This window comes from Stenotrophomonas sp. STK17_22, assembly GCF_051983905.1.
Lineage (GTDB): Bacteria > Pseudomonadota > Gammaproteobacteria > Xanthomonadales > Xanthomonadaceae > Stenotrophomonas > Stenotrophomonas maltophilia_A.
The window spans coordinates 3,209,690-3,227,068 of the sequence record NZ_CP197010.1; the positions used below are offsets into that span (position 1 = coordinate 3,209,690).

Here is a 17,379-nt window from a genome sequence, read left to right on the forward strand (position 1 = left end):
TCGACGGCCAACCCCGTCTGCCACGCCAGACGTGTGTCTCTTCTGCTGCGAGGACCCGCGATGACCTGTCTCTACTGGATGCTGCGACGATGAGCGCCGCACCACGCAAGCGCCGCCGCGCGCTCATGATTGCTGCCGCCCTGCTGTGCAGCGCGCTGATTCTGTTTGCATGGTTGCGGCCCGCACCACCTCCGCAACTGCAGGTTGCGCCGGTCGTTCGCGGCAGCATCGAACAGGTGGTGGAAGCCACTGGCACGCTGAAGCCCTCGCGACTGGTAAGCGTGGGTGCGCAGGTCTCCGGCCGCATCGACACCCTGCATGTGAAACTGGGCGACAAAGTGAAAGCCGGCGATCCCATCGCCGATATCGATTCGCGTACTCAGCGCAATGCATTGCTGAGCGCGCAGGCCGCACAGCGCACCGCGCGCGCCAACCGCGATGCGCTGGCCACCGACCTGCGCCAGTTCGAATTGACACTGCATCGGCAGCAGCAACTGGCTGCCGCGCAACTGGTGGCCCGCGCCGACTTCGATGCAGCCAAGGCCAAGGTCGACGCCACCCGTGAACAGATCGCCGCGTTGGACGGTGAAGTTGCGCGCCGACAGACCGACGTCGATGTCGCGCAGACCAATCTGGAGTACACCCGCATCACCGCCCCCACCGACGGCACCGTACTGGCCGTGGTCGCGCGCCAGGGGCAGACCGTGAATGCGGTGCAGAGCGCACCGACCATCGTGATGCTGGGCAATCAGGACGTGATGACGGTATACGCCGAGATCTCCGAGGCTGACGTCGTACACACCGCTGTTGGGCAGGAGGCGTTCTTCACCATTCTTGGTGATGCCGGTCGCCGCTACAGCAGCAGGCTTCGGGATATAGCACCAGCACCGGAATCGATCACCAACGAAGACAGTTCCAGCCTCGCCGCACCGGCGGTGTCGGGTGGCAGCCGCACGGCCATGTACTACAACGGCCAGTTCGACGTGGACAACGCCGATGGCCGCCTGCGCAGCTACATGACCGCGCAGGTTCGCATCGTGCTGGGCCGCGCCAACGACGTACTGACCATTCCCTCGGCCGCATTGGGTGCGCGCGCCGTCGATGGCAGCTACAGCGTGCAGGTCCGTGGTGCCGACGGCCGCGCCAGCACGCGGCGCATCACCACCGGGCTGGATGACCAGATCCAGGTGGAAGTACGCGACGGGCTGAACGAAGGCGAACAGGTCGTGCTGGCGCAGGCCAACGACGAAGCCACCAGCGCACCCGCGCAACCCGAATGAGTATGACCATGACCGAGCCACTGCTGCGCGTTCGCGGCGTACGCCGTGAATTTGCCGCAGGCGAGCAGACACTGGTGGTACTCGACGGCATCGACCTGGATATTCACGCAGGTGAACTGGTGGCCATCGTAGGCCAATCCGGTTCTGGCAAGTCCACGCTGATGAACATCCTGGGTTGCCTGGATCGCTCTTCCGCCGGCGTCTATCAGATCGCCGGGCGCGAGACCGCGCAGATGTCGCCTGATGAACTGGCCGAACTACGCCGCGAGCACTTCGGCTTCATCTTCCAGCGCTACCACCTGCTGACCGATCTGACTGCACTGAGCAATGTGGAGGTGCCTGCGATCTACGCCGGCATGCCTGCCGAAGCACGCCATGCACGGGCAGCCACCCTGCTGTCGCGGCTGGGTCTGGGCGAGCGTATGCAGCATCTCCCTGGCGAGCTCTCGGGCGGCCAGCAGCAACGCGTTTCGATTGCGCGTGCGCTGATGAATGGTGGCGCGGTGATCTTCGCCGACGAACCCACAGGTGCGCTGGATACGCATTCCGGCAAAGAGGTGATGAAGATCCTCGGCGAGCTGCACGCGGAGGGTCATACCGTGGTGCTGGTCACGCATGACATGGCCGTGGCCGAGCATGCGCAGCGCATCATCGAAATCCGCGATGGGCGGATCGTGGATGATCGTGCAACCGGTACAGCTCTGGCAGCGGGCGTGGCGACGCCAGCCGCGCCCCAATCCGTGGGTAGCAGCGGCTGGCAGGTCTGGCGGGACCGGTTCGCTGAAGCCTTCCGCATGGCACTGCGCGCGATGAACGCCCACCGCATGCGCACCTTCCTGACCATGCTCGGAATCATCATCGGCATTGCTTCGGTCGTGGCGGTGGTAGCACTGGGCACCGGTGCACGGCAGGCCATCCTGTCCAACATCTCCTCGTTGGGTACCAACACCATCGAGATCTATCCCGGTTCCGGTTTTGGCGACCTGCACTCGGCGCGGGTGGAAACACTCACTCCCGGCGACAGCGTGGCCCTGGCCCGGCAGCCATTCGTGGACAGCGCCACCCCGGGTGTTGCCACCAGCGGCACCGCCCTGCGCGGCAATCGCTCTGCCAGTGTGCAGGTGCAGGGCGTCAGCGAGCAGTACTTCCGCGTGCATGGCCTGAAGCTCGGCGAGGGCGCCTTCTTCGGTCCACCCGGCGTGGTCGGCTACCAGCAGGTGGTGGTGATCGACGCCAATACCCGCGCACGCTTCTTCGCCGCGACCGACAATCCGATCGGGCAGACCCTGCTGCTGGGCAATGTCCCGGTGCGCGTGGTGGGTGTGGTGAAGAAGGATGCCGGCACCACTGGTGATGCATCGTTGCTGCGGGTATGGCTTCCCTACACCACCGCAATGGCGCGCGTACTGGGGCAGAGCCACGTCTCCAGCATCACCGTGCGCGTCTCGGATGCGATCAGCATGGAAGCGGCTGAGCAGGCCATCGCGCGACTGCTGACTCGCCGCCACGGCAGCACCGATTTCTACATGAGCAGCAACGCGCAGATCCGTAGATCCATTGAACAGACCACCGGCATCCTGACCATGATGATCAGCTCCATCGCTGCCATCGCACTGGTGGTGGGCGGAATCGGGGTCATGAACATCATGCTGGTCTCGGTGACCGAGCGAACCCGCGAGATCGGCGTGCGCATGGCGGTGGGCGCGCGACGCAGCGACATCCTGCAGCAGTTCCTGATCGAATCGGTGCTGGTCTGCCTGCTCGGTGGCGTGCTCGGCATCGGCGTGGCGCTGGCGCTGGGCGCGGTGATGGAGCTGGCCGATGCGGGCTTCAGCCTGGTGTTCTCCGTCAATTCGATTCTGGCTGCATTCGTGTGTTCCAGCCTGATCGGCGTTGGTTTCGGCTTCCTGCCGGCACGCCGTGCCGCACAGCTGGATCCTGTGGAGGCGCTGGTTCGATAGCCGCTGTCATTGCTCGCCCTGACGGCAGGTTCGCGCAATGTCTGCAGGGTGTACTACGGCTACCAACGATGTCCGCACAGGAGCTGGACGATGTTTCTGAAGACAGGAAGAACCGCGCTGATTCTGGCGGTCGCTGCGCAGCTGGTGTTGATGCCGTACGCCGGCGACGCCCATGCGCAGCGTGGCGACCGCTACAACCCGCAGTGGAACCAGGACTACCGCGATCGGGAGCGCGATGCATGGGAACGGCGCGAACGTGAGCGGAATCATGAGCGCGAACGCGAGCGCCGGCACGATGCCAAGACCGCCGGTGTCGTGGTGGGCGTGGTAGGTGCAGCGGTGGTGGCCGGCGTGATTGCCGCTGCCGCCAAACGTGAGCGTGAGACCCGCGAGCGCGCCGACTACTGCATGAACCGCTACGGCAACTACGACCGCCGCAACGACACCTATCGCGGCGCCGACGGCTACACCTATCCCTGCCGCTGACTTGTATCTCTCAAGGAAAAACCACCCATGACCAGGATCACTCTATTGATCGCGCTGTGCGCTGCTCCGTTGCTGGCCCAGGCCTCACCGACCGACCCGAAGCAGGCCTACATCGACGCCACATTCACCGCCATGGATGCCAACAACGACGGACGCGTTGACAAGGTCGAGTACGCGAAATTTCAGCAGGAACGTTTCAGCAAGCAGGCCGATTCCATCGACGCCGCGTTTTCCGCGATGGACAGGAACAAAGACGGCAGGATCAGCAAGGAGGAAGCCAACGTGGTGCCGGAGATCGCGAAGTACTTCGCGGGCCTGGACACCGATGGTGATGGCTATCTGTCGCTGAAAGAGATGCAACAAGCCATGGTGGCCGCTCAGACTGCAGACGCGCCAACAAAGTAAATCCAGGGCGGAGCGCTGAAGATGGATACCCATCCGGGCGCGGTGCGGGTTGAATACACCCTCTTCCCACGTTAGCCTCCGAGGTGCCCAAGGAGGGCTATCAACGGAGTGAAGCATGAAGATTGGATTCAAGCTGTCTGTTGCTATTGCGGCTGCTGCACTGACCCTGGGAATCGGCAGTGCCTCCGCGCAGTCCCGCTGTACCCCGTGCTACACCGCGTACGAGGCCTGCCTCGCAGCGGGCAATGGCGAGAAGGTGTGCTACCCGGCTTTTGCCCGCTGCCTGCGGAACAGCGGCTGCACCATCCCATAAGTCACGCACTGCCGTGATGTGTGCCGGCCCCCATTGCGGGGGCTGGCATTGGTGCTTCTCGAAAGGTGCTCCTCGCTCCTCACGGTATCAGTCTGCATTCCAGCTGGCCGGCCGAGCCGAGCATGCACGCAGAATACCCATCCGCCATATCGGTAGCACGATGCGTCCGGCGCATTTGCGCGACGGCGCGCGGACCCGGTGCTGAGCCCCTGGCACCCTTTTCCGTCCTTCGCAGCACCAATCCTGCAAGGTGACAGTACCAGGCAGATCGCCCCAATTCAGGTATCCTTGCGCGCAGTCAGCCACGCCTTCATGCGGCCGCTGCGGTGCAGCATCGTCGTTGCCGACGAACACACGATTCGCCATGGATGTTTCAACGTAGTCACAGGGGAAAATGGATGAAGAAGTTTCTGTTCGCAGCGATCATCGCCGTGTCGCTGGTAGGTTGCACCACCAATCCACCGCTCAATTTTTCGGTCCCGAATGTCGGGGTCAGCAGCAAGAAGATTGATGGCGAGTTGAAGTCATTGACGGTCACGCTGGCACGTCCGGATGAAGCCAAGGGCAAGATCCCCGCGCAGGCCCAGCACGAAGTGCCGCAGATGTGGCAGAACGCGTTGACCGAAGCGCTGAACAAGATGGCGGTGTTCCGCGACGATGCGCCGGTGAAGCTGAGCCTGTCGGTGAAGATCCTGGCGATCGACATTCCGAGCTTCGGTGCATCGATGACCACCAAGACGATCGCCCGCTACGAGCTGATCGATCGTGCAACGGGCAGCATCGTCTACACCCAGGATGTCAGCGCGTCCGGCGAAGTTCCGTTCAACTACGCCTTCGCAGGCGTGATCCGTGCCCGTGAGTCGATCAGCCGCTCGGCCCAGAACAACATCGCCCAGTTCCTGCAGGCCCTGGAGACAGTGGATATCTCCAAGCCGATGTTCCCGAACAAGCAGGAAGCGCCGTGAAGCGCCTGCTGCTGGCCGCATCCGCTGCTGTGATGCTGACCGCATGCGCACCAAATGTGCGCACGGACAGCTACTCCATCGGTTCGGTGGGACAGGTCAATCGCACCGTCAGCGGCACGGTCATCAGCGTCCGTGCGGTCAGTATTGACGGCTCACAGGGCGGTGGTGCCGTTGCCGGCGCTGCGGCTGGCGGCGTGGCCGGCTCCACCATCGGTGGCAGCGACCAGGCGGCGGCCATCGGTGCCATTGGCGGCCTGGTGGTAGGCGCGATTGCCGGCGCAGCCTCCGAACGCGCACTTTCGCAGGCCAAGGGCCTGGAATACGTGGTGCAGACGGAGAACGGCAATCTGATGACAGTTGTACAAGGCCCCGATCCGGTATTCAGCACCGGCATGCGGGTGCTGGTGCTGTATGGGTCACCCTCGCGGATCATTGCCGATCCACGCCAGCCGAAGTCGGCCCCGTAAACGCGGCGATGCCCCTTTCATGGGGCATCGCTCTGCAGCGGTGCGATTTCAACCCATCCGCACCGCGTGACTCTCGCGAGCCTGCACTTCGATATCCTGCTGGCGCTGCATGACCGCCTGCTGCCGCTCCAGACTGGCGGCTTCCATCTGCTGCAACGACTGCGCAACCGGCGTATGCACTGCTACATCTGTGGGCATTGAAACGCGCAGGTGGGCGGGATCGTTCATCTCGCCCTGCACCACGAACACGTTCCGACCTGCGGGAGTGTCGGCCGTCTGGGCACTCAGCAGCACGTGATCGGCGCGTTCAAGCTGGTTGCGGCGGGCCAAGGCCATCACGCTCGCCACAAGACGCTCGCTGTTCTCATCGTGGGTGCGCCCGGCGCTGGCATCGATCGCGGCAACGCCTTCGCGCACCTGCTGCATCAGTGCGTATTCCCGATGGCCTGGGCCGATGTCCGCCAGGCGGGTCGGCGCCTGTGAGGGATCCGGCACGTCGTCCGCCGCTGCGGTCAGCGGGCTGCGGGTAATGGTCCGATACGGGTCGTCCGGGTGGAACTGGGTACGCTTTTCCTGGCGTTCCAGACGAACCTCGCGCGCGTCGTTGAGTTCAGCGATACGGGCGGGATCGGTGATCTCGCGCAGCGACATGTGACCGCTGCCCGCATTGACGCTGGCCCATTTTCTGTCCGCTTCGAAGTACATCGCGTAATAGCTGTTGCCACCGATGATGTTCGGATCGACCGCTGAGCGGCCCTCCAGTACCTGGGTGGCTTCCAGCACGCTCAACCGGGTCAGGTACTGGCCACCCTTCGTCCATCCCATCTGGCTGATGGCATCGACGCTGGTGTTGCCTACGCGGGGGCCCCCGGCATAGTCGTTGTTGAGCATGTTGGTCCAGATCTGTTCCAGCTTCGCGGGGCTGCTCTTCTGTTCGGCCGCTTCCAGCAGCACGCGCGGGGTCCAGCAATTGGGGTCGAGTTCATGCCGTTCAAACGCACGATCGTGCGCCAGCATCACATCCTTGCCGGGAAGATTCAGTGCCAGGTCTGGGCGGCGTTCGTTCATCCACTGCCGCCGCAGTTCAAGATCTCTTTCGAGCAGGGTCTGCCCGAAGGACTCCCATTGCCGCTCGGTCAACTGTGCATTCGAGAAACGGGATCCCTCTTCCTGCTGGGTCTTCGCGTAGCTCTGTGCATAGCTGTTCGCTACGCGCCCCGGCAGGCTGTCATTGCGTACAACACCCAGCCCAGTGTCCCGTACCCATCGGCGCCCGGCAGCTGCGACAGGTAGTTCCAGTAAAGCTCGCGGTTGCCATCTCTGGCATAGCTGCCAAGGATTCTGAGATCGTGTTCGGTCAATCCACTCATGCCTTACCCCTTCTCTTCCCTGAACCACCGATCACTTGGACCGGGTGCGCGCGATGACATCCCTGACGGCCTCTTCCATACGCTTCCAGTCCTTCAGAAACGCTCTCTTGTAGTCCAGGCTGATGGACAGCCTGTTGTCGATGTCCACGAAATAGTGAACGCAGCCCGCTGCCACTTCTCCCGGCTCGCTGATCACCTCGCCCCCCTCCAACCGCACGCCATCGCGTCGGAATTCCTCGCCGTCACATTTGATGAACGAGCTGATCCGGCCATCGCCCTGGCGTGCGATGTACCAGTCTCTCTCATAGGCCGGATTGCGGACAGGCGGCTTCCCGTACCGCGCCTCATGCTTCTTCGCGTACAACACCATCTTCGCTTCATCGATTGCATAGGGCGTCAGACCCAAGGTCTCCGGCTGTGCAACGCGTTGATCGAGACGGTCCCTGGGATCCTCCCTTTCCACAGAGCCCTCCTCCGTGATGGCTTCATTTGACGACAGCCTTGAGAGCAGTGTTTCGACGGGAACCCGATCAACGTAGTTGATCCGAATGGGAATCTCCTTCCGGAAATCATTCGTACGTGGGTTCGCCCGGGCGCCCGGCGGCGTCGGCTTCATGTCCGGCCATTCGATGACCAGGGTCACACCTTCTCCGGGCCACGGTGCGATCTGGCTGTCCAGATAATTGGCCGGAATGCGGAAGGTATTCGGCCCGAGCTTCACGTCCACGGGCGCATCGGTATAGGTGTGGCCGTTGATCGTGCGGCCGGTCTGGGTTGCGCCGGACATGGCGGGATTCCTTTCATTCTCGGTGGACGGCGGCCGTGCACACGCGCTGGCACTCACTGCGATGGCAAGTGCCAGCGGCAGACAACGGCGGGGGGACATCACGTGCATGGGCATTCCATTGCAGGGCTCCTGGGCCACTATAGGCAAGCGGGCGTCAACGGAACAGGAACCGCATCGCGGTCTTTCACGGAACCAGGCAGCATTCCAGCTGCAGCGACAGGGCCTGGCAGGCGTTGAACAGCCCGTCGACCAGCGCTGCGGACGGGTAGCACGCGGGATCGTCGCTCTCCCGCGCCACATGCGCGGCATGCAGCAAGGCGGTAAGCGCAGTGATGCCCGACGCGCTGCGGGTGGCCAGGGCCAGATCGACGGCTCGGCCTGGGCTGAGCCGGGTTTCGGTCCAGGGCTGGCCGTCGGCGCGCAGATTCCCGCCATGCGCTTGAAGGTGCGCGAAGAACGCTGAGGGCACGACGGACTTCGCAGATTCACAGAGCGCGCCTTCCAGCTTCTCGGCCAGGGCCGCGGGAAGATCGCGCACTGCGGTGCCGAGCAGCTCGCGCAGCCGGGGAACGTCAGGGGTACGGTCAGGCATGGCGACAACCTCACGGTGTGGCCACCTGCAGATGCAAGGTGGCGGACGGTGCGGGTTGGCGTGCCGGATACGTACCACTAAAGCCGGCGGATCAGGAGATCCCCACGCACCGTCCGCCATGAACTGGCAGGCGGTGCATTGTCGCGGCTGCCGCCAAGGCAGCAAGCACGACCGGTAGTGGTACGTAAGTTCGGGACGCCAATCCCGGCCAGGGCGAGTGCCTTGGCGCGGGCATGATTGCCGCACTGAACCTGCACTGAGAAGTAGGAAAATCCCGCGCTGACGCGGTCTTACGCCGGTAGCGTCACGGCATGGCGGGTTATCCATCGACTGATGCACTTCGCCAGCAAACGTGCCCGGCTGGCGTGCGCTATCTGGACACCCTATCCAGCCATACACGACACGTCCATCGAGACACACGCTGCCCACTGGTGACCGCGGCCGTTGGCGAGACCGAAGTGCGCGCGCAGCGAAAGCACGTACGCGGCCCCTTCATCCTTCAGCTGTTGGCGTCCTCGCTCTTATGGCCGCGATAGGTTTCACCCCACTCGCGCATGGCAAGGAGTACCGGCACCAGCGTGCGCCCGAATTCAGACAGTTCGTATTCCACCTTCGGCGGCACTTCCGGGTACACGTGGCGGATCACCACGCCGTCAGCCTCCAGTTCCCGCAGCTGGCTGGTCAGCATGGACTGGGTGGCGTTGGGCACACGCCGCGTCAGCTCCATGAAGCGTCGCTTGCCTGTCATCAGGTGAAACAGAATGATCGGCTTCCACACGCCGCCCATCACCGACAGCGTGACTTCCACCGCGCAACCGCTCTTGCCGTCCCAACGCCTGCTACGCATGCATACTCCGGAAAACCATAGTACCTACGGAAAATCATCGTTCTTGTTGCGATAACGGTGCGAGCCTAGCATGGGCTCATCCACTGAACGTGAGACCGCACCATGAGTTTCAAGGCACTGCTGACCCGCAAGACCAACGACGGCGTTTCCACGGAGCTGGTCGATTTCGATGAAGCCAACCTGATGGATGGCGACGTGCTGGTGCAGGTCGAGTACTCCACGCTGAACTACAAGGACGCGCTGGCCCTCACCGGCACGCGCCCGGTGATCCGGACGTTCCCGTTGATCCCTGGCATCGATCTGGCTGGCGTTGTACTGGAATCGGGCAATGCCGGTTTCCAACCCGGTGACCGCGTGGTGTTGAACGGCTGGGATCTCAGCATGGGCCACCACGGCGGCCTCGCCCAGCGTGCCCGTGTTCGCGGCGAATGGCTCAACAGGATTCCCGCCAACCTGAGCACCCGCGACGCCATGGCCATCGGCACAGCAGGCTATACCGCCATGCTGTGCGTGCTGGCACTGGAAGATGCAGGCGTGACGCCCGGGAAGGGCGATGTGCTGGTCACCGGCGCCAACGGCGGCGTCGGCTCGATTGCGGTGGCGATCCTGTCCAAGCTTGGCTATCGCGTAGTGGCTGCCACCGGGCGACCTGAACACGCCGAGTATCTGCACAGCCTGGGCGCCGCCGAGATCATCGACCGCGCGCAGCTTTCAGCCCCGCGCGAGCGGCCGGTGAGTGCCGAGCGCTGGGCCGGCGTGGTCGATGTGGCGGGCGGCCCCACCCTCGTCAACGCCATTGCCGAGACGAAATACCGTGGCGCAGTGGCCGCCTGCGGGCTGGCGCAGAGTGATGATCTGCATGGCTCGGTGCTGCCCTTCATTCTGCGCAACGTGACGCTTGCCGGCGTGGATTCGGTGAATGCGCCGCAGGCCGTCAGCCAGCGCGCCTGGGATCGTCTTGCCACCGATCTGGACCCGCAGAAGCTGGAAAGCACCGTGCAGTTGATCGGGCTTGCCGGCGTGCTGGACGTCTACGACCAGATCATTCCGGGCAAGGTGCGTGGGCGGATTGTTGTGGATGTGAATGCGTGACGGCAGGCAGTCCCGCGGTGGCACGCTGCCGCCGCGCGGCCGATGCCGTGCTGTGCGTCAATGCAGCGCTATTCTGAAACTTCAATCGGCAGCTTGCATTCGCTGCGGAACTTCCCCGCTTTCCGGTCCAGTTCAGCACGTAGCTTCGGAATCTTCGCCAGCTTCCTGCGCATCGTCGCGATGGGCAGCACGCCCTTGGCGTAACTTTCCGTCACACCCAGAGCGTTAGGCGCACCGCGGATGTGCCACACCAGTTTTTCCAGGCCCGTACCGTAAGCCAGCAGCGTATCCAAAGACAGAAAAGCCCTTCCGCCGAGGTTTCCGTTTCGGAGGCGATTCCAGTCCATATTGCCTGTCAGGCTGGTGGAGTAGACCGAAAACTGCTTGTTCGGATCTTCCGACCGATACAGGTGTATCCAGGTGTGTCCGGGATCCTTCGGCTCCTGGCCGATTTCCTTGGCGTCAAAACGGAAACCCATGACCACTACGACCTCAGCCTCTGGAACAGCCTTCTGGCGCGTCGCGTCTTGTGGCCAGTAGTAATTCAGGGTCCAGCTGCTGGCCATGCCAGTGCCGAATGGCGTGCTGTTTGACGTCCATTCGTAGGTGTCGCGCGATGCCGTGGCACCCGTTGCTGCGTCCACCTCCCGGGACACACTCCATGTTCCGTCCGCTTCCTCAGTCCAGAAGCCACAGAACAGTGATGGGGTGGACGATTGCGCCGCCGCAGGCAGTGCTGCCAAAGACAGTACAACAGCCAGAAGGCAGTTGCGGCCAGATGTAGAGAACATTCCTGCAGGCATTGGATTCCTTCCCGGGGCGCCATCCACGGAGTAGTCGGAGCCATCCGCTACGGCATGGCGACAGCCTAACCCACTCCGACCACACGGCAACAGTCACGCGCCTGATCAAGCCCCCTTATCATGGGGCTGTAAGGGCACTTTACGCCCAGTGACGTACGCAAGGCAGTATCCGGATGTCTATGGAATGGCGCCCCTCGGGCTGGGGCCAGCGTGTGACCCGCTCGCCGGACTGGCGGCTGCGGCTGGATGGCGAGCATGTCGAGCATGTCGAGCTTCTGATTGAAGGCCGGCAGTACCGCCAACACATCGATGATGACCAGCGTGTGCGGATTCTTCCGGGCCTGTTCTGGGCCAGGGTTGCGCTGCAGAGCGAGGACGGCGAAACGCTGTCCGTGGACGGCCTGCCCAACGGCCAAGCTTCCCGCCTCGCGGCTGCTGTCCAGCAGGTGCTCTTCGCGCGCACCACACGCGGGCGCAAGGCGCTTTTCGAGGACATCCTGGAGCAGATCCAATCGTGGCTGGCCGAGGCCGACGCCCTCACTGACCGGGGCACCGCCGGCCGCCGCTGGATCACCCACGAACAGCAGCACATCCTGCTGGCCGAGCGCCCCACCCTGCCCTTGTCGCCCGCCGAGCTGGAACGGCTGTTCCTTGATGAGGATGTGCACGACGACCTGCACTCCCATAGCCATCGTGCCGCATTGGATGCCCTGCACGACTGGCAGCTGGATTGGCCCGCCGTATGGGGGGACGCCAATGCGACCATGGCGACGCGGGAGCTGGTGCTGGCCAAGGACTTCCTGGACCGGGTCGAGAGCAAGCCGCTGACCGAGGAACAGTCCCGCGCCGTCATCTGCTTCGACAACCGGGTCCAAGTCGTGGCCGCGGCCGGTTCCGGCAAGACCTCCACCATGGTCGCCAAGGCCGCTTATGCCATTGATCGGGGCTTTGTCGAACCCGAACGCATCGTGATGCTCGCCTTCAACAAGGACGCTGCCAAGGAGCTGGAGGAGCGCGCGCAGCGATCCTTCGATCGGCTCGGCATGGGCGACACCGTGGTTGAGTCGCGGACCTTCCACGCCCTGGGCCTGGCCATCATCGCCAAAGCCACCGGGCGCAAGCCCGATATCCCGGAATGGACCACTGACGCCACACTGGGCTTCAACAAGCTCGCCGAACTGGTGGACGACCTGAAGGACCGCTCGACCCACTTCCGCACCCAATGGGACATGTTCCGCCTGGTGTTCGGGCGCGACCTGCCGCCATTCGGCGCGGAAATGGAGGCCGATGGCTACGACCGCGATGGCACGCCCTACATCCGTACCCTGCAGGGGGAACGGGTGAAGAGCCTGGAAGAGTGCGTCATCGCCGACTGGCTCTTCTACAACGGCGTGACGTACGACTACGAGCGACACTACGAGTTCGACACCGCGACAGACACCCATCGCCAGTATCGCCCCGACTTCTATTACCCGGACGCCGGGCTGTATCACGAGCACTTTGCGCTGGATGCCGATGGTCAGCCGCCAAAGCACATTGCCAACTACAGCGAAGGGATGCACTGGAAGCGCCAGCAGCATGTGGCACGCGGCACGGCCCTTGTCGAGACGACATCCTTTGGCCTGCGCAGCGGGCATGCCCTGCTGGACCTCGCAGAGAAACTTGGCGAGTGCGACATCGAGCTCGACCCGAACCCGGACCGCGAGCTGCCCGATCAGGGCGCCAAACCGATGCCGGACGCGGACCTGATCGGCTTGATGCGCACCTTCATTGCCCACGCCAAGAGCAACTGCCTGACGCTGGACGATATGGCCGCACGCCTGCGGCAGATGCCCGAGGATCAGTTCAAGGAGCGACACCGTCGCTTCCTGGAAATCGCAGGGCCGGTTTTCCAGGCCTGGGACAACGCACTGACTGAGGAGCGCGGCATCGACTTCGAGGACATGCTCAACATGGCGGCCGGGCTGCTGGAACAGGGCCGCTACGAATCGCCTTACGAGCTGGTGATGGCCGATGAATTCCAGGACGCTTCGCGCGCCCGCGCACGCCTCTGCCGTGCATTGGTCAGCCAACCGGGCCGCCATCTGTTTGCAGTGGGCGATGACTGGCAGTCGATCAACCGCTTCGCCGGGGCCGACGTTTCGGTGATGACCGGATTCCGCGAGTGGATGGGCCATGGCCAGGTGCTGAAACTGGAACAGACGTTCCGCTGCCCACAGGCGCTCTGCGATGTGTCCAGCCGCTTCATCAGCCGCAACCCCGCGCAGATCGCCAAAGCAGTTCGCTCAGCTGCAACGGCCATGGGCCCGGTGCTGCAGGCGTTCCAGATGAATCGGCGGGAGGAGGTGCAGGATGGCGTTCGCCAGTACCTCGCCAAGCTGCATCAGCAGCTGCTGTCCGGTGCCGTTCCACAGGGCCGCAACGGGCGCGTGACGGTCTTCATCCTGGGGCGCTACCGCGCCGATCGCAGCGCGCTGCCCTCGGATTGGAAGACAGCCTTCGGCAACACGATGGACGTCGAGTTCCTGACCGCACATCGATCGAAAGGACGCGAGGCGGACTACGTGATCCTGCCGGGCATGATCAACCGCAGCTTCCCGAGCTTGCGCGCGGATGACCCGGCGCTTTCGCTGGCGATGCCGGATGGGGATACCTATCCGCTGAGCGAAGAACGGCGGTTGTTCTATGTCGCGCTTACGCGGGCGCGACGGTCGGTGGCGATGTTCACCGTGCAGGGGAAGCATTCGCCGTTCCTGGATGAGCTGGTGAAGGACGGGGCAGTGGAAATAACAAGCCTGTCTGGCGTGGCCATCAATGAAGAACGCTGCCCAGTGTGCAAGGTCGGCGTGTTTGTGGACCGCAATGGGCCGCATGGGGCTTTCCGGTCGTGCTCAAGTTATCCGTTGTGCCACAACAAGCCGAAGGTTGGGCGACGCGGGTAAGTGCGTTCAGCTGAACCCATATGCGCCCGTACCAAGCCGTGCAAGCTGGCCTGATGGTTCGATGGCTGCACAGCAGCTGCGGAGGCAGAAAAAAGGCCCCTGTTCCCAGGGGCCATTTCATGATTCTGGCGGAGAGAACGCTGGCCATGTAGCCGACGTCGCTGATACCAGCAACGTCGCCAGCTGCACATACCGTATGGAACTCAATACACGGCTCAACCACTCAGAGAAGCTTGTTGAGGTCAGTCTCTAGTTGGGCTGGAACCCCCAAGCCCTGACGCGACTGAACGGCATTCCGGTGAGCGACTTGCACTCGCCCGGTAGCGGCGTGTCCGAGCGCGCAGATTTGACAATGCCATAACCGGTGTCCTGGAAGAACATTGCAGCACCGCTGTCGCCACCACCGCACGCGAGCGAGCTTCCCTCTACCTTGAACCAGACCTCATCGCACTGCATAGACTCGGTGGGCCCACAAATGTTTCCAGGACTATGCTTAACCGACGTGACTATTCCACAGCTGTATCCGCTACGCGAACCGCGGAAGCAGATGGTACCGTCTTTCGCTGGCACATTGTAAACGTTCGCAATAAATCGCGTGGACACGGTTGACGACGCGTACGTCTCCAGCAAAGGAATGTGCGGAGATGGAATTCGATGCCACTGCACATCGGTTTGCGCATCGTTCCTTTGATCCTGGAACATCAAGGGGAACGTAACCAAGGTCCCGTTCTGGCTACTCCCATAGTTGCCATAGATGACGTCGTCGGGGCAATGCGCCGCCGTTATGATTCCCTTTAGACCTGTAGCCGTGTGCTTCACCGTAAATCCGGTGGTGCAGTATGAATTGTTTGACTGCAGCACGGCTCCGCCGATTGCATATATTGAATTGCTTTCAGGAACGTCCGATGTCTTGAAACGGAGCTTTACGCGATAGGCACGTTCGAGCTTGGACAGGATTCCCATATATTTCTGGGCGTCCTGTTCATCCCCACGTATTCTGACCTCAGCCTCGTTATCTCCCGCATATCCGGTCAATCCAACGAAACCCGGGATAGCTGACTGTGCTGCCAGCCGAATTTCCTTCAGTTGCTTGGTGAACTCATCCTCCGTGAAGAGGTGCCCAGAGGAGAACTCGACACGCGCTTTACCAGCCGCCGTCGTCCATTGCCGCCCTGCAACAGCACCATCTCCCTTGAGCTTCACTGAAACATGAAAGTCAGGCGACTGCTCAATGCTGATTTCCGTCAAGCGCCCGGCATACTCTCGACGAATGTCCTGGATGCTGGGCGCCACTGCCGCCTCCAGCTGAATCCGTCTGATTGCCTCATCAACCGATAGAGACTTGACTCTGGAAAGGAGGGAGCTGACTGCAACCGCAGTCTCCTCATCCAGCCCCTTCAGTTTCTCACTTTCAGAAACATCCTTCTGAGCAAGTGCAGTGGTGGACACAACACTCCCCAAGAGGAGCCCGAACACACTCACGTAAATAGCGCCTGTTTTCACCTAGCCTCCTCCAATGAATGCGGTAGGAATTCTGCGCAGCCTGCTGCAAACTGAGCATGAGTGTACGACGTGATTACGATTGCTATTGAGTAGAGTGTTCCATTTCCAACCGTCAGCGTGTTGTCAGGGAGCCAGCAGCCCGTGATACGCTCGATGGAACCCACGCGGGATCGTGGCCCTAATCTCACGTTCTGCGCACTTTCTCTGTCGCCTGTCAGCCAGCGCGCTTGGCAGCATGCGTGCTCTGCGCGACTGCCGCCCCTCCCTGGAACCAAGTAGCTGAATTGATGAACTGACGGGCAGCAAGGCGGGAAATACAAAAAAGCCCCTGTTTCCAGGGGCTCTTTGAAACAACTGGCGGAGAGAGTGGGACTTCCTTGAGAAGTGCCCTCACCCCTTGGGCGGCTTGGGTTTCACCCATCTGGGAGGTGCCCTGGAATGTGCCCGCCACGAGCATACCCCTTGCGGTGCAACGGATCCAGCCGTTTTTGCAGCCCTTGGGAGCGTCAATCTCGATCCCCTCCGAACCTGCGCGATCAGGGCAGATGACCCGCTTACCCCCACTCTCCGCCGAAAAGGGAAGCAATCCGGTGGACCGCTTCCTCATGTATGTCTCAGGGCAATTGGGGCCATGGGACAGGACGCCTCAGCAAACGGTTCTGGACGGAGTCCTTTCAACGGCGGCCTTGCCCCATAGCTCCATGGCCGGCTCACCGTCGCCCAAGACGCACTGCAAAGCACGGACTCGCACGCCCAGTCCGGCGCCAACTCGGAATCGACGCTCCAGGCCCACCGAGGTGCTCTCGGTAGGTCAGACACTGACTCCGCCTTGGCAATCACTGTTTGCATTGATCGGCGGGGGGCAGATCCGCCACGAATGGCTACCAGGCACTCGCTGCGCATCTCGACGTGGGGCATGTCCTTGAAGCTCTTCCAAGCCCCACCCCACCTCAATCCCGCCTGCTGGGCCAGCTCACCGAAGCGTTGGTAGCCCTGCCGCACCTGCTCGTCCGTCAGGTCCCAAGACGGGCGGCCGCGCTTGTAGATGACCATGTCTGCGGCCCAACCGTGGTTGTGGCAACTGCTGCCTGGCCCCACCTGGGTCACGCCCTTTTGGCTGGCGAGCAGCGCGGCCTGGCGCTGTTCAGAACGGTAGCCCTCCATCAGCCGCAGGTCGTAGCCCTCGTCCTTCATCTGCAAGGCGATGCGTTCCAGCGTTGAGCGAAGCTCAGGGTGGACACCGTCCCACTGCGGGGCGTCCTTGTGACGGTGGAACAGGCGTTTGAAAAACCCTGGCTTCTTCCCGTGGACCTCAACGGAATCGGTGGCTGGCACGTGAGCGTGGACCAGGATGGGGGCGCTGGCCAATGCGAGCGCGAGCAACAAGCGTTGAAACATGAGTAGGCCTCCTTACTCACATGAGCGATGCACTCATGCAAGCGGAGAATCGAGAATGCGCAAGGGGGGGCTTGCGGAATCTTTTCCCTGACGTAGAAGAAGAGGGGTGGGGAAAAGTCGGCCCCACCGCTTCCCGGCGCAACGGCTCCTCCTACCGTTGTGCCGGGA

General features: G+C 62.6%; 15 protein-coding genes and 1 pseudogene. 9 read left to right on the plus strand and 7 right to left on the minus strand.

Going from position 1 to position 17,379, the window contains the following annotated elements:
* The first annotated feature begins 89 nt into the window (after positions 1–89).
* The 7 genes from ACSYS9_RS14985 (at position 90) to ACSYS9_RS15015 (ending at position 5,877) form a co-directional block, all read left to right on the plus strand.
* Positions 90–1,280 carry an efflux RND transporter periplasmic adaptor subunit gene (locus ACSYS9_RS14985; protein WP_071227581.1) on the plus strand — a complete coding sequence of 397 codons (1,191 nt, stop codon included), beginning with the start codon at positions 90–92 and terminating at the stop codon, positions 1,278–1,280.
* Between the two features lie 2 nt (positions 1,281–1,282).
* Positions 1,283–3,241 (plus strand): MacB family efflux pump subunit, encoded by a 1,959-nt coding sequence (locus tag ACSYS9_RS14990; protein WP_071227580.1) that lies wholly within the window; start codon positions 1,283–1,285, stop codon positions 3,239–3,241.
* Positions 3,242–3,331: 90 nt separating this feature from the next.
* Positions 3,332–3,727, plus strand: a complete 396-nt coding sequence (locus ACSYS9_RS14995) for a hypothetical protein (protein WP_049398244.1) — start codon at positions 3,332–3,334, stop codon at positions 3,725–3,727.
* A gap of 27 nt (positions 3,728–3,754) precedes the next feature.
* On the plus strand, positions 3,755–4,132 hold the full coding sequence (locus ACSYS9_RS15000) for an EF-hand domain-containing protein (RefSeq protein WP_071227579.1): 378 nt from the start codon (positions 3,755–3,757) through the stop codon (positions 4,130–4,132).
* Positions 4,133–4,247: 115 nt separating this feature from the next.
* Positions 4,248–4,445 (plus strand): hypothetical protein, encoded by a 198-nt coding sequence (locus ACSYS9_RS15005; protein WP_032128612.1) that lies wholly within the window; start codon positions 4,248–4,250, stop codon positions 4,443–4,445.
* Between the two features lie 398 nt (positions 4,446–4,843).
* Positions 4,844–5,410, plus strand: a complete 567-nt coding sequence (locus ACSYS9_RS15010; RefSeq protein ID WP_071227578.1) for a UDP-N-acetylglucosamine acyltransferase — start codon at positions 4,844–4,846, stop codon at positions 5,408–5,410.
* Positions 5,407–5,877, plus strand: coding sequence for a hypothetical protein (locus ACSYS9_RS15015; RefSeq protein WP_256200885.1), 471 nt, complete (start codon positions 5,407–5,409; stop codon positions 5,875–5,877). The genes ACSYS9_RS15010 and ACSYS9_RS15015 overlap by 4 nt, the downstream gene beginning before the upstream one ends.
* Positions 5,878–5,925: 48 nt before the next feature.
* On the opposite strand, the pseudogene ACSYS9_RS15020 reads toward ACSYS9_RS15015, so the two are convergent.
* The 4 genes and pseudogenes from ACSYS9_RS15020 to ACSYS9_RS15035 form a co-directional block, all read right to left on the minus strand.
* A pseudogene (locus ACSYS9_RS15020) lies at positions 5,926–7,247 on the minus strand (Smlt3024 family type IV secretion system effector).
* A gap of 31 nt (positions 7,248–7,278) precedes the next feature.
* The gene (locus ACSYS9_RS15025; protein ID WP_071227577.1) at positions 7,279–8,142 is read right to left on the minus strand and encodes a Smlt3025 familytype IV secretion system inhibitor; all 864 of its coding nucleotides are present in this window, start codon (positions 8,140–8,142) and stop codon (positions 7,279–7,281) included.
* A gap of 76 nt (positions 8,143–8,218) precedes the next feature.
* Positions 8,219–8,626: a hypothetical protein gene (locus ACSYS9_RS15030; protein WP_071227576.1), complete on the minus strand. Its 408-nt coding sequence runs from the start codon at positions 8,624–8,626 to the stop codon at positions 8,219–8,221.
* A 499-nt stretch (positions 8,627–9,125) separates the two neighbouring features.
* Entirely contained in the window at positions 9,126–9,473 is a 348-nt protein-coding gene (locus ACSYS9_RS15035; RefSeq protein ID WP_049398249.1) for a winged helix-turn-helix transcriptional regulator, read from the minus strand.
* Positions 9,474–9,575: 102 nt separating this feature from the next.
* Here ACSYS9_RS15035 and acuI point away from each other — a divergent pair, with 102 nt between their 5' ends.
* The gene (acuI, locus tag ACSYS9_RS15040; RefSeq protein WP_071227575.1) at positions 9,576–10,565 is read left to right on the plus strand and encodes an acrylyl-CoA reductase (NADPH); all 990 of its coding nucleotides are present in this window, start codon (positions 9,576–9,578) and stop codon (positions 10,563–10,565) included.
* 68 nt (positions 10,566–10,633) lie between these two features.
* Here the strand turns inward: acuI and ACSYS9_RS15045 are convergent, their stop codons facing one another.
* On the minus strand, positions 10,634–11,368 hold the full coding sequence (locus ACSYS9_RS15045; protein ID WP_256200884.1) for a hypothetical protein: 735 nt from the start codon (positions 11,366–11,368) through the stop codon (positions 10,634–10,636).
* Between the two features lie 179 nt (positions 11,369–11,547).
* Between ACSYS9_RS15045 and ACSYS9_RS15050 the strand changes: the two genes are divergently transcribed.
* Positions 11,548–14,310 (plus strand): UvrD-helicase domain-containing protein, encoded by a 2,763-nt coding sequence (locus tag ACSYS9_RS15050; protein ID WP_071227573.1) that lies wholly within the window; start codon positions 11,548–11,550, stop codon positions 14,308–14,310.
* A 249-nt stretch (positions 14,311–14,559) separates the two neighbouring features.
* On the opposite strand, the gene ACSYS9_RS15055 is transcribed toward ACSYS9_RS15050, so the two are convergent.
* Positions 14,560–15,813, minus strand: a complete 1,254-nt coding sequence (locus tag ACSYS9_RS15055; protein ID WP_071227572.1) for a hypothetical protein — start codon at positions 15,811–15,813, stop codon at positions 14,560–14,562.
* Positions 15,814–16,416: 603 nt separating this feature from the next.
* Positions 16,417–17,211: a M15 family metallopeptidase gene (locus ACSYS9_RS15060; RefSeq protein WP_071227571.1), complete on the minus strand. Its 795-nt coding sequence runs from the start codon at positions 17,209–17,211 to the stop codon at positions 16,417–16,419.
* Positions 17,212–17,379: the final 168 nt, after the last annotated feature.

Excerpts from the sequence above, each read along its gene's own strand:
- ACSYS9_RS14985 (WP_071227581.1), top strand. The coding sequence starts at position 90 with ATGAGCGCCGCACCACGCAAGCGCCGCCGCGCGCTCATGATTGCTGCC.
- ACSYS9_RS14990 (WP_071227580.1), top strand. The coding sequence starts at position 1,283 with ATGACCATGACCGAGCCACTGCTGCGCGTTCGCGGCGTACGCCGTGAA.
- ACSYS9_RS14995 (WP_049398244.1), top strand. The coding sequence starts at position 3,332 with ATGTTTCTGAAGACAGGAAGAACCGCGCTGATTCTGGCGGTCGCTGCG.
- ACSYS9_RS15000 (WP_071227579.1), top strand. The coding sequence starts at position 3,755 with ATGACCAGGATCACTCTATTGATCGCGCTGTGCGCTGCTCCGTTGCTG.
- ACSYS9_RS15005 (WP_032128612.1), top strand. The coding sequence starts at position 4,248 with ATGAAGATTGGATTCAAGCTGTCTGTTGCTATTGCGGCTGCTGCACTG.
- ACSYS9_RS15010 (WP_071227578.1), top strand. The coding sequence starts at position 4,844 with ATGAAGAAGTTTCTGTTCGCAGCGATCATCGCCGTGTCGCTGGTAGGT.
- ACSYS9_RS15025 (WP_071227577.1), bottom strand. The coding sequence starts at position 8,142 with ATGCACGTGATGTCCCCCCGCCGTTGTCTGCCGCTGGCACTTGCCATC.
- ACSYS9_RS15030 (WP_071227576.1), bottom strand. The coding sequence starts at position 8,626 with ATGCCTGACCGTACCCCTGACGTTCCCCGGCTGCGCGAGCTGCTCGGC.
- ACSYS9_RS15035 (WP_049398249.1), bottom strand. The coding sequence starts at position 9,473 with ATGCGTAGCAGGCGTTGGGACGGCAAGAGCGGTTGCGCGGTGGAAGTC.
- acuI (WP_071227575.1), top strand. The coding sequence starts at position 9,576 with ATGAGTTTCAAGGCACTGCTGACCCGCAAGACCAACGACGGCGTTTCC.
- ACSYS9_RS15045 (WP_256200884.1), bottom strand. The coding sequence starts at position 11,368 with ATGCCTGCAGGAATGTTCTCTACATCTGGCCGCAACTGCCTTCTGGCT.
- ACSYS9_RS15050 (WP_071227573.1), top strand. The coding sequence starts at position 11,548 with ATGGAATGGCGCCCCTCGGGCTGGGGCCAGCGTGTGACCCGCTCGCCG.
- ACSYS9_RS15060 (WP_071227571.1), bottom strand. The coding sequence starts at position 17,211 with ATGTTTCAACGCTTGTTGCTCGCGCTCGCATTGGCCAGCGCCCCCATC.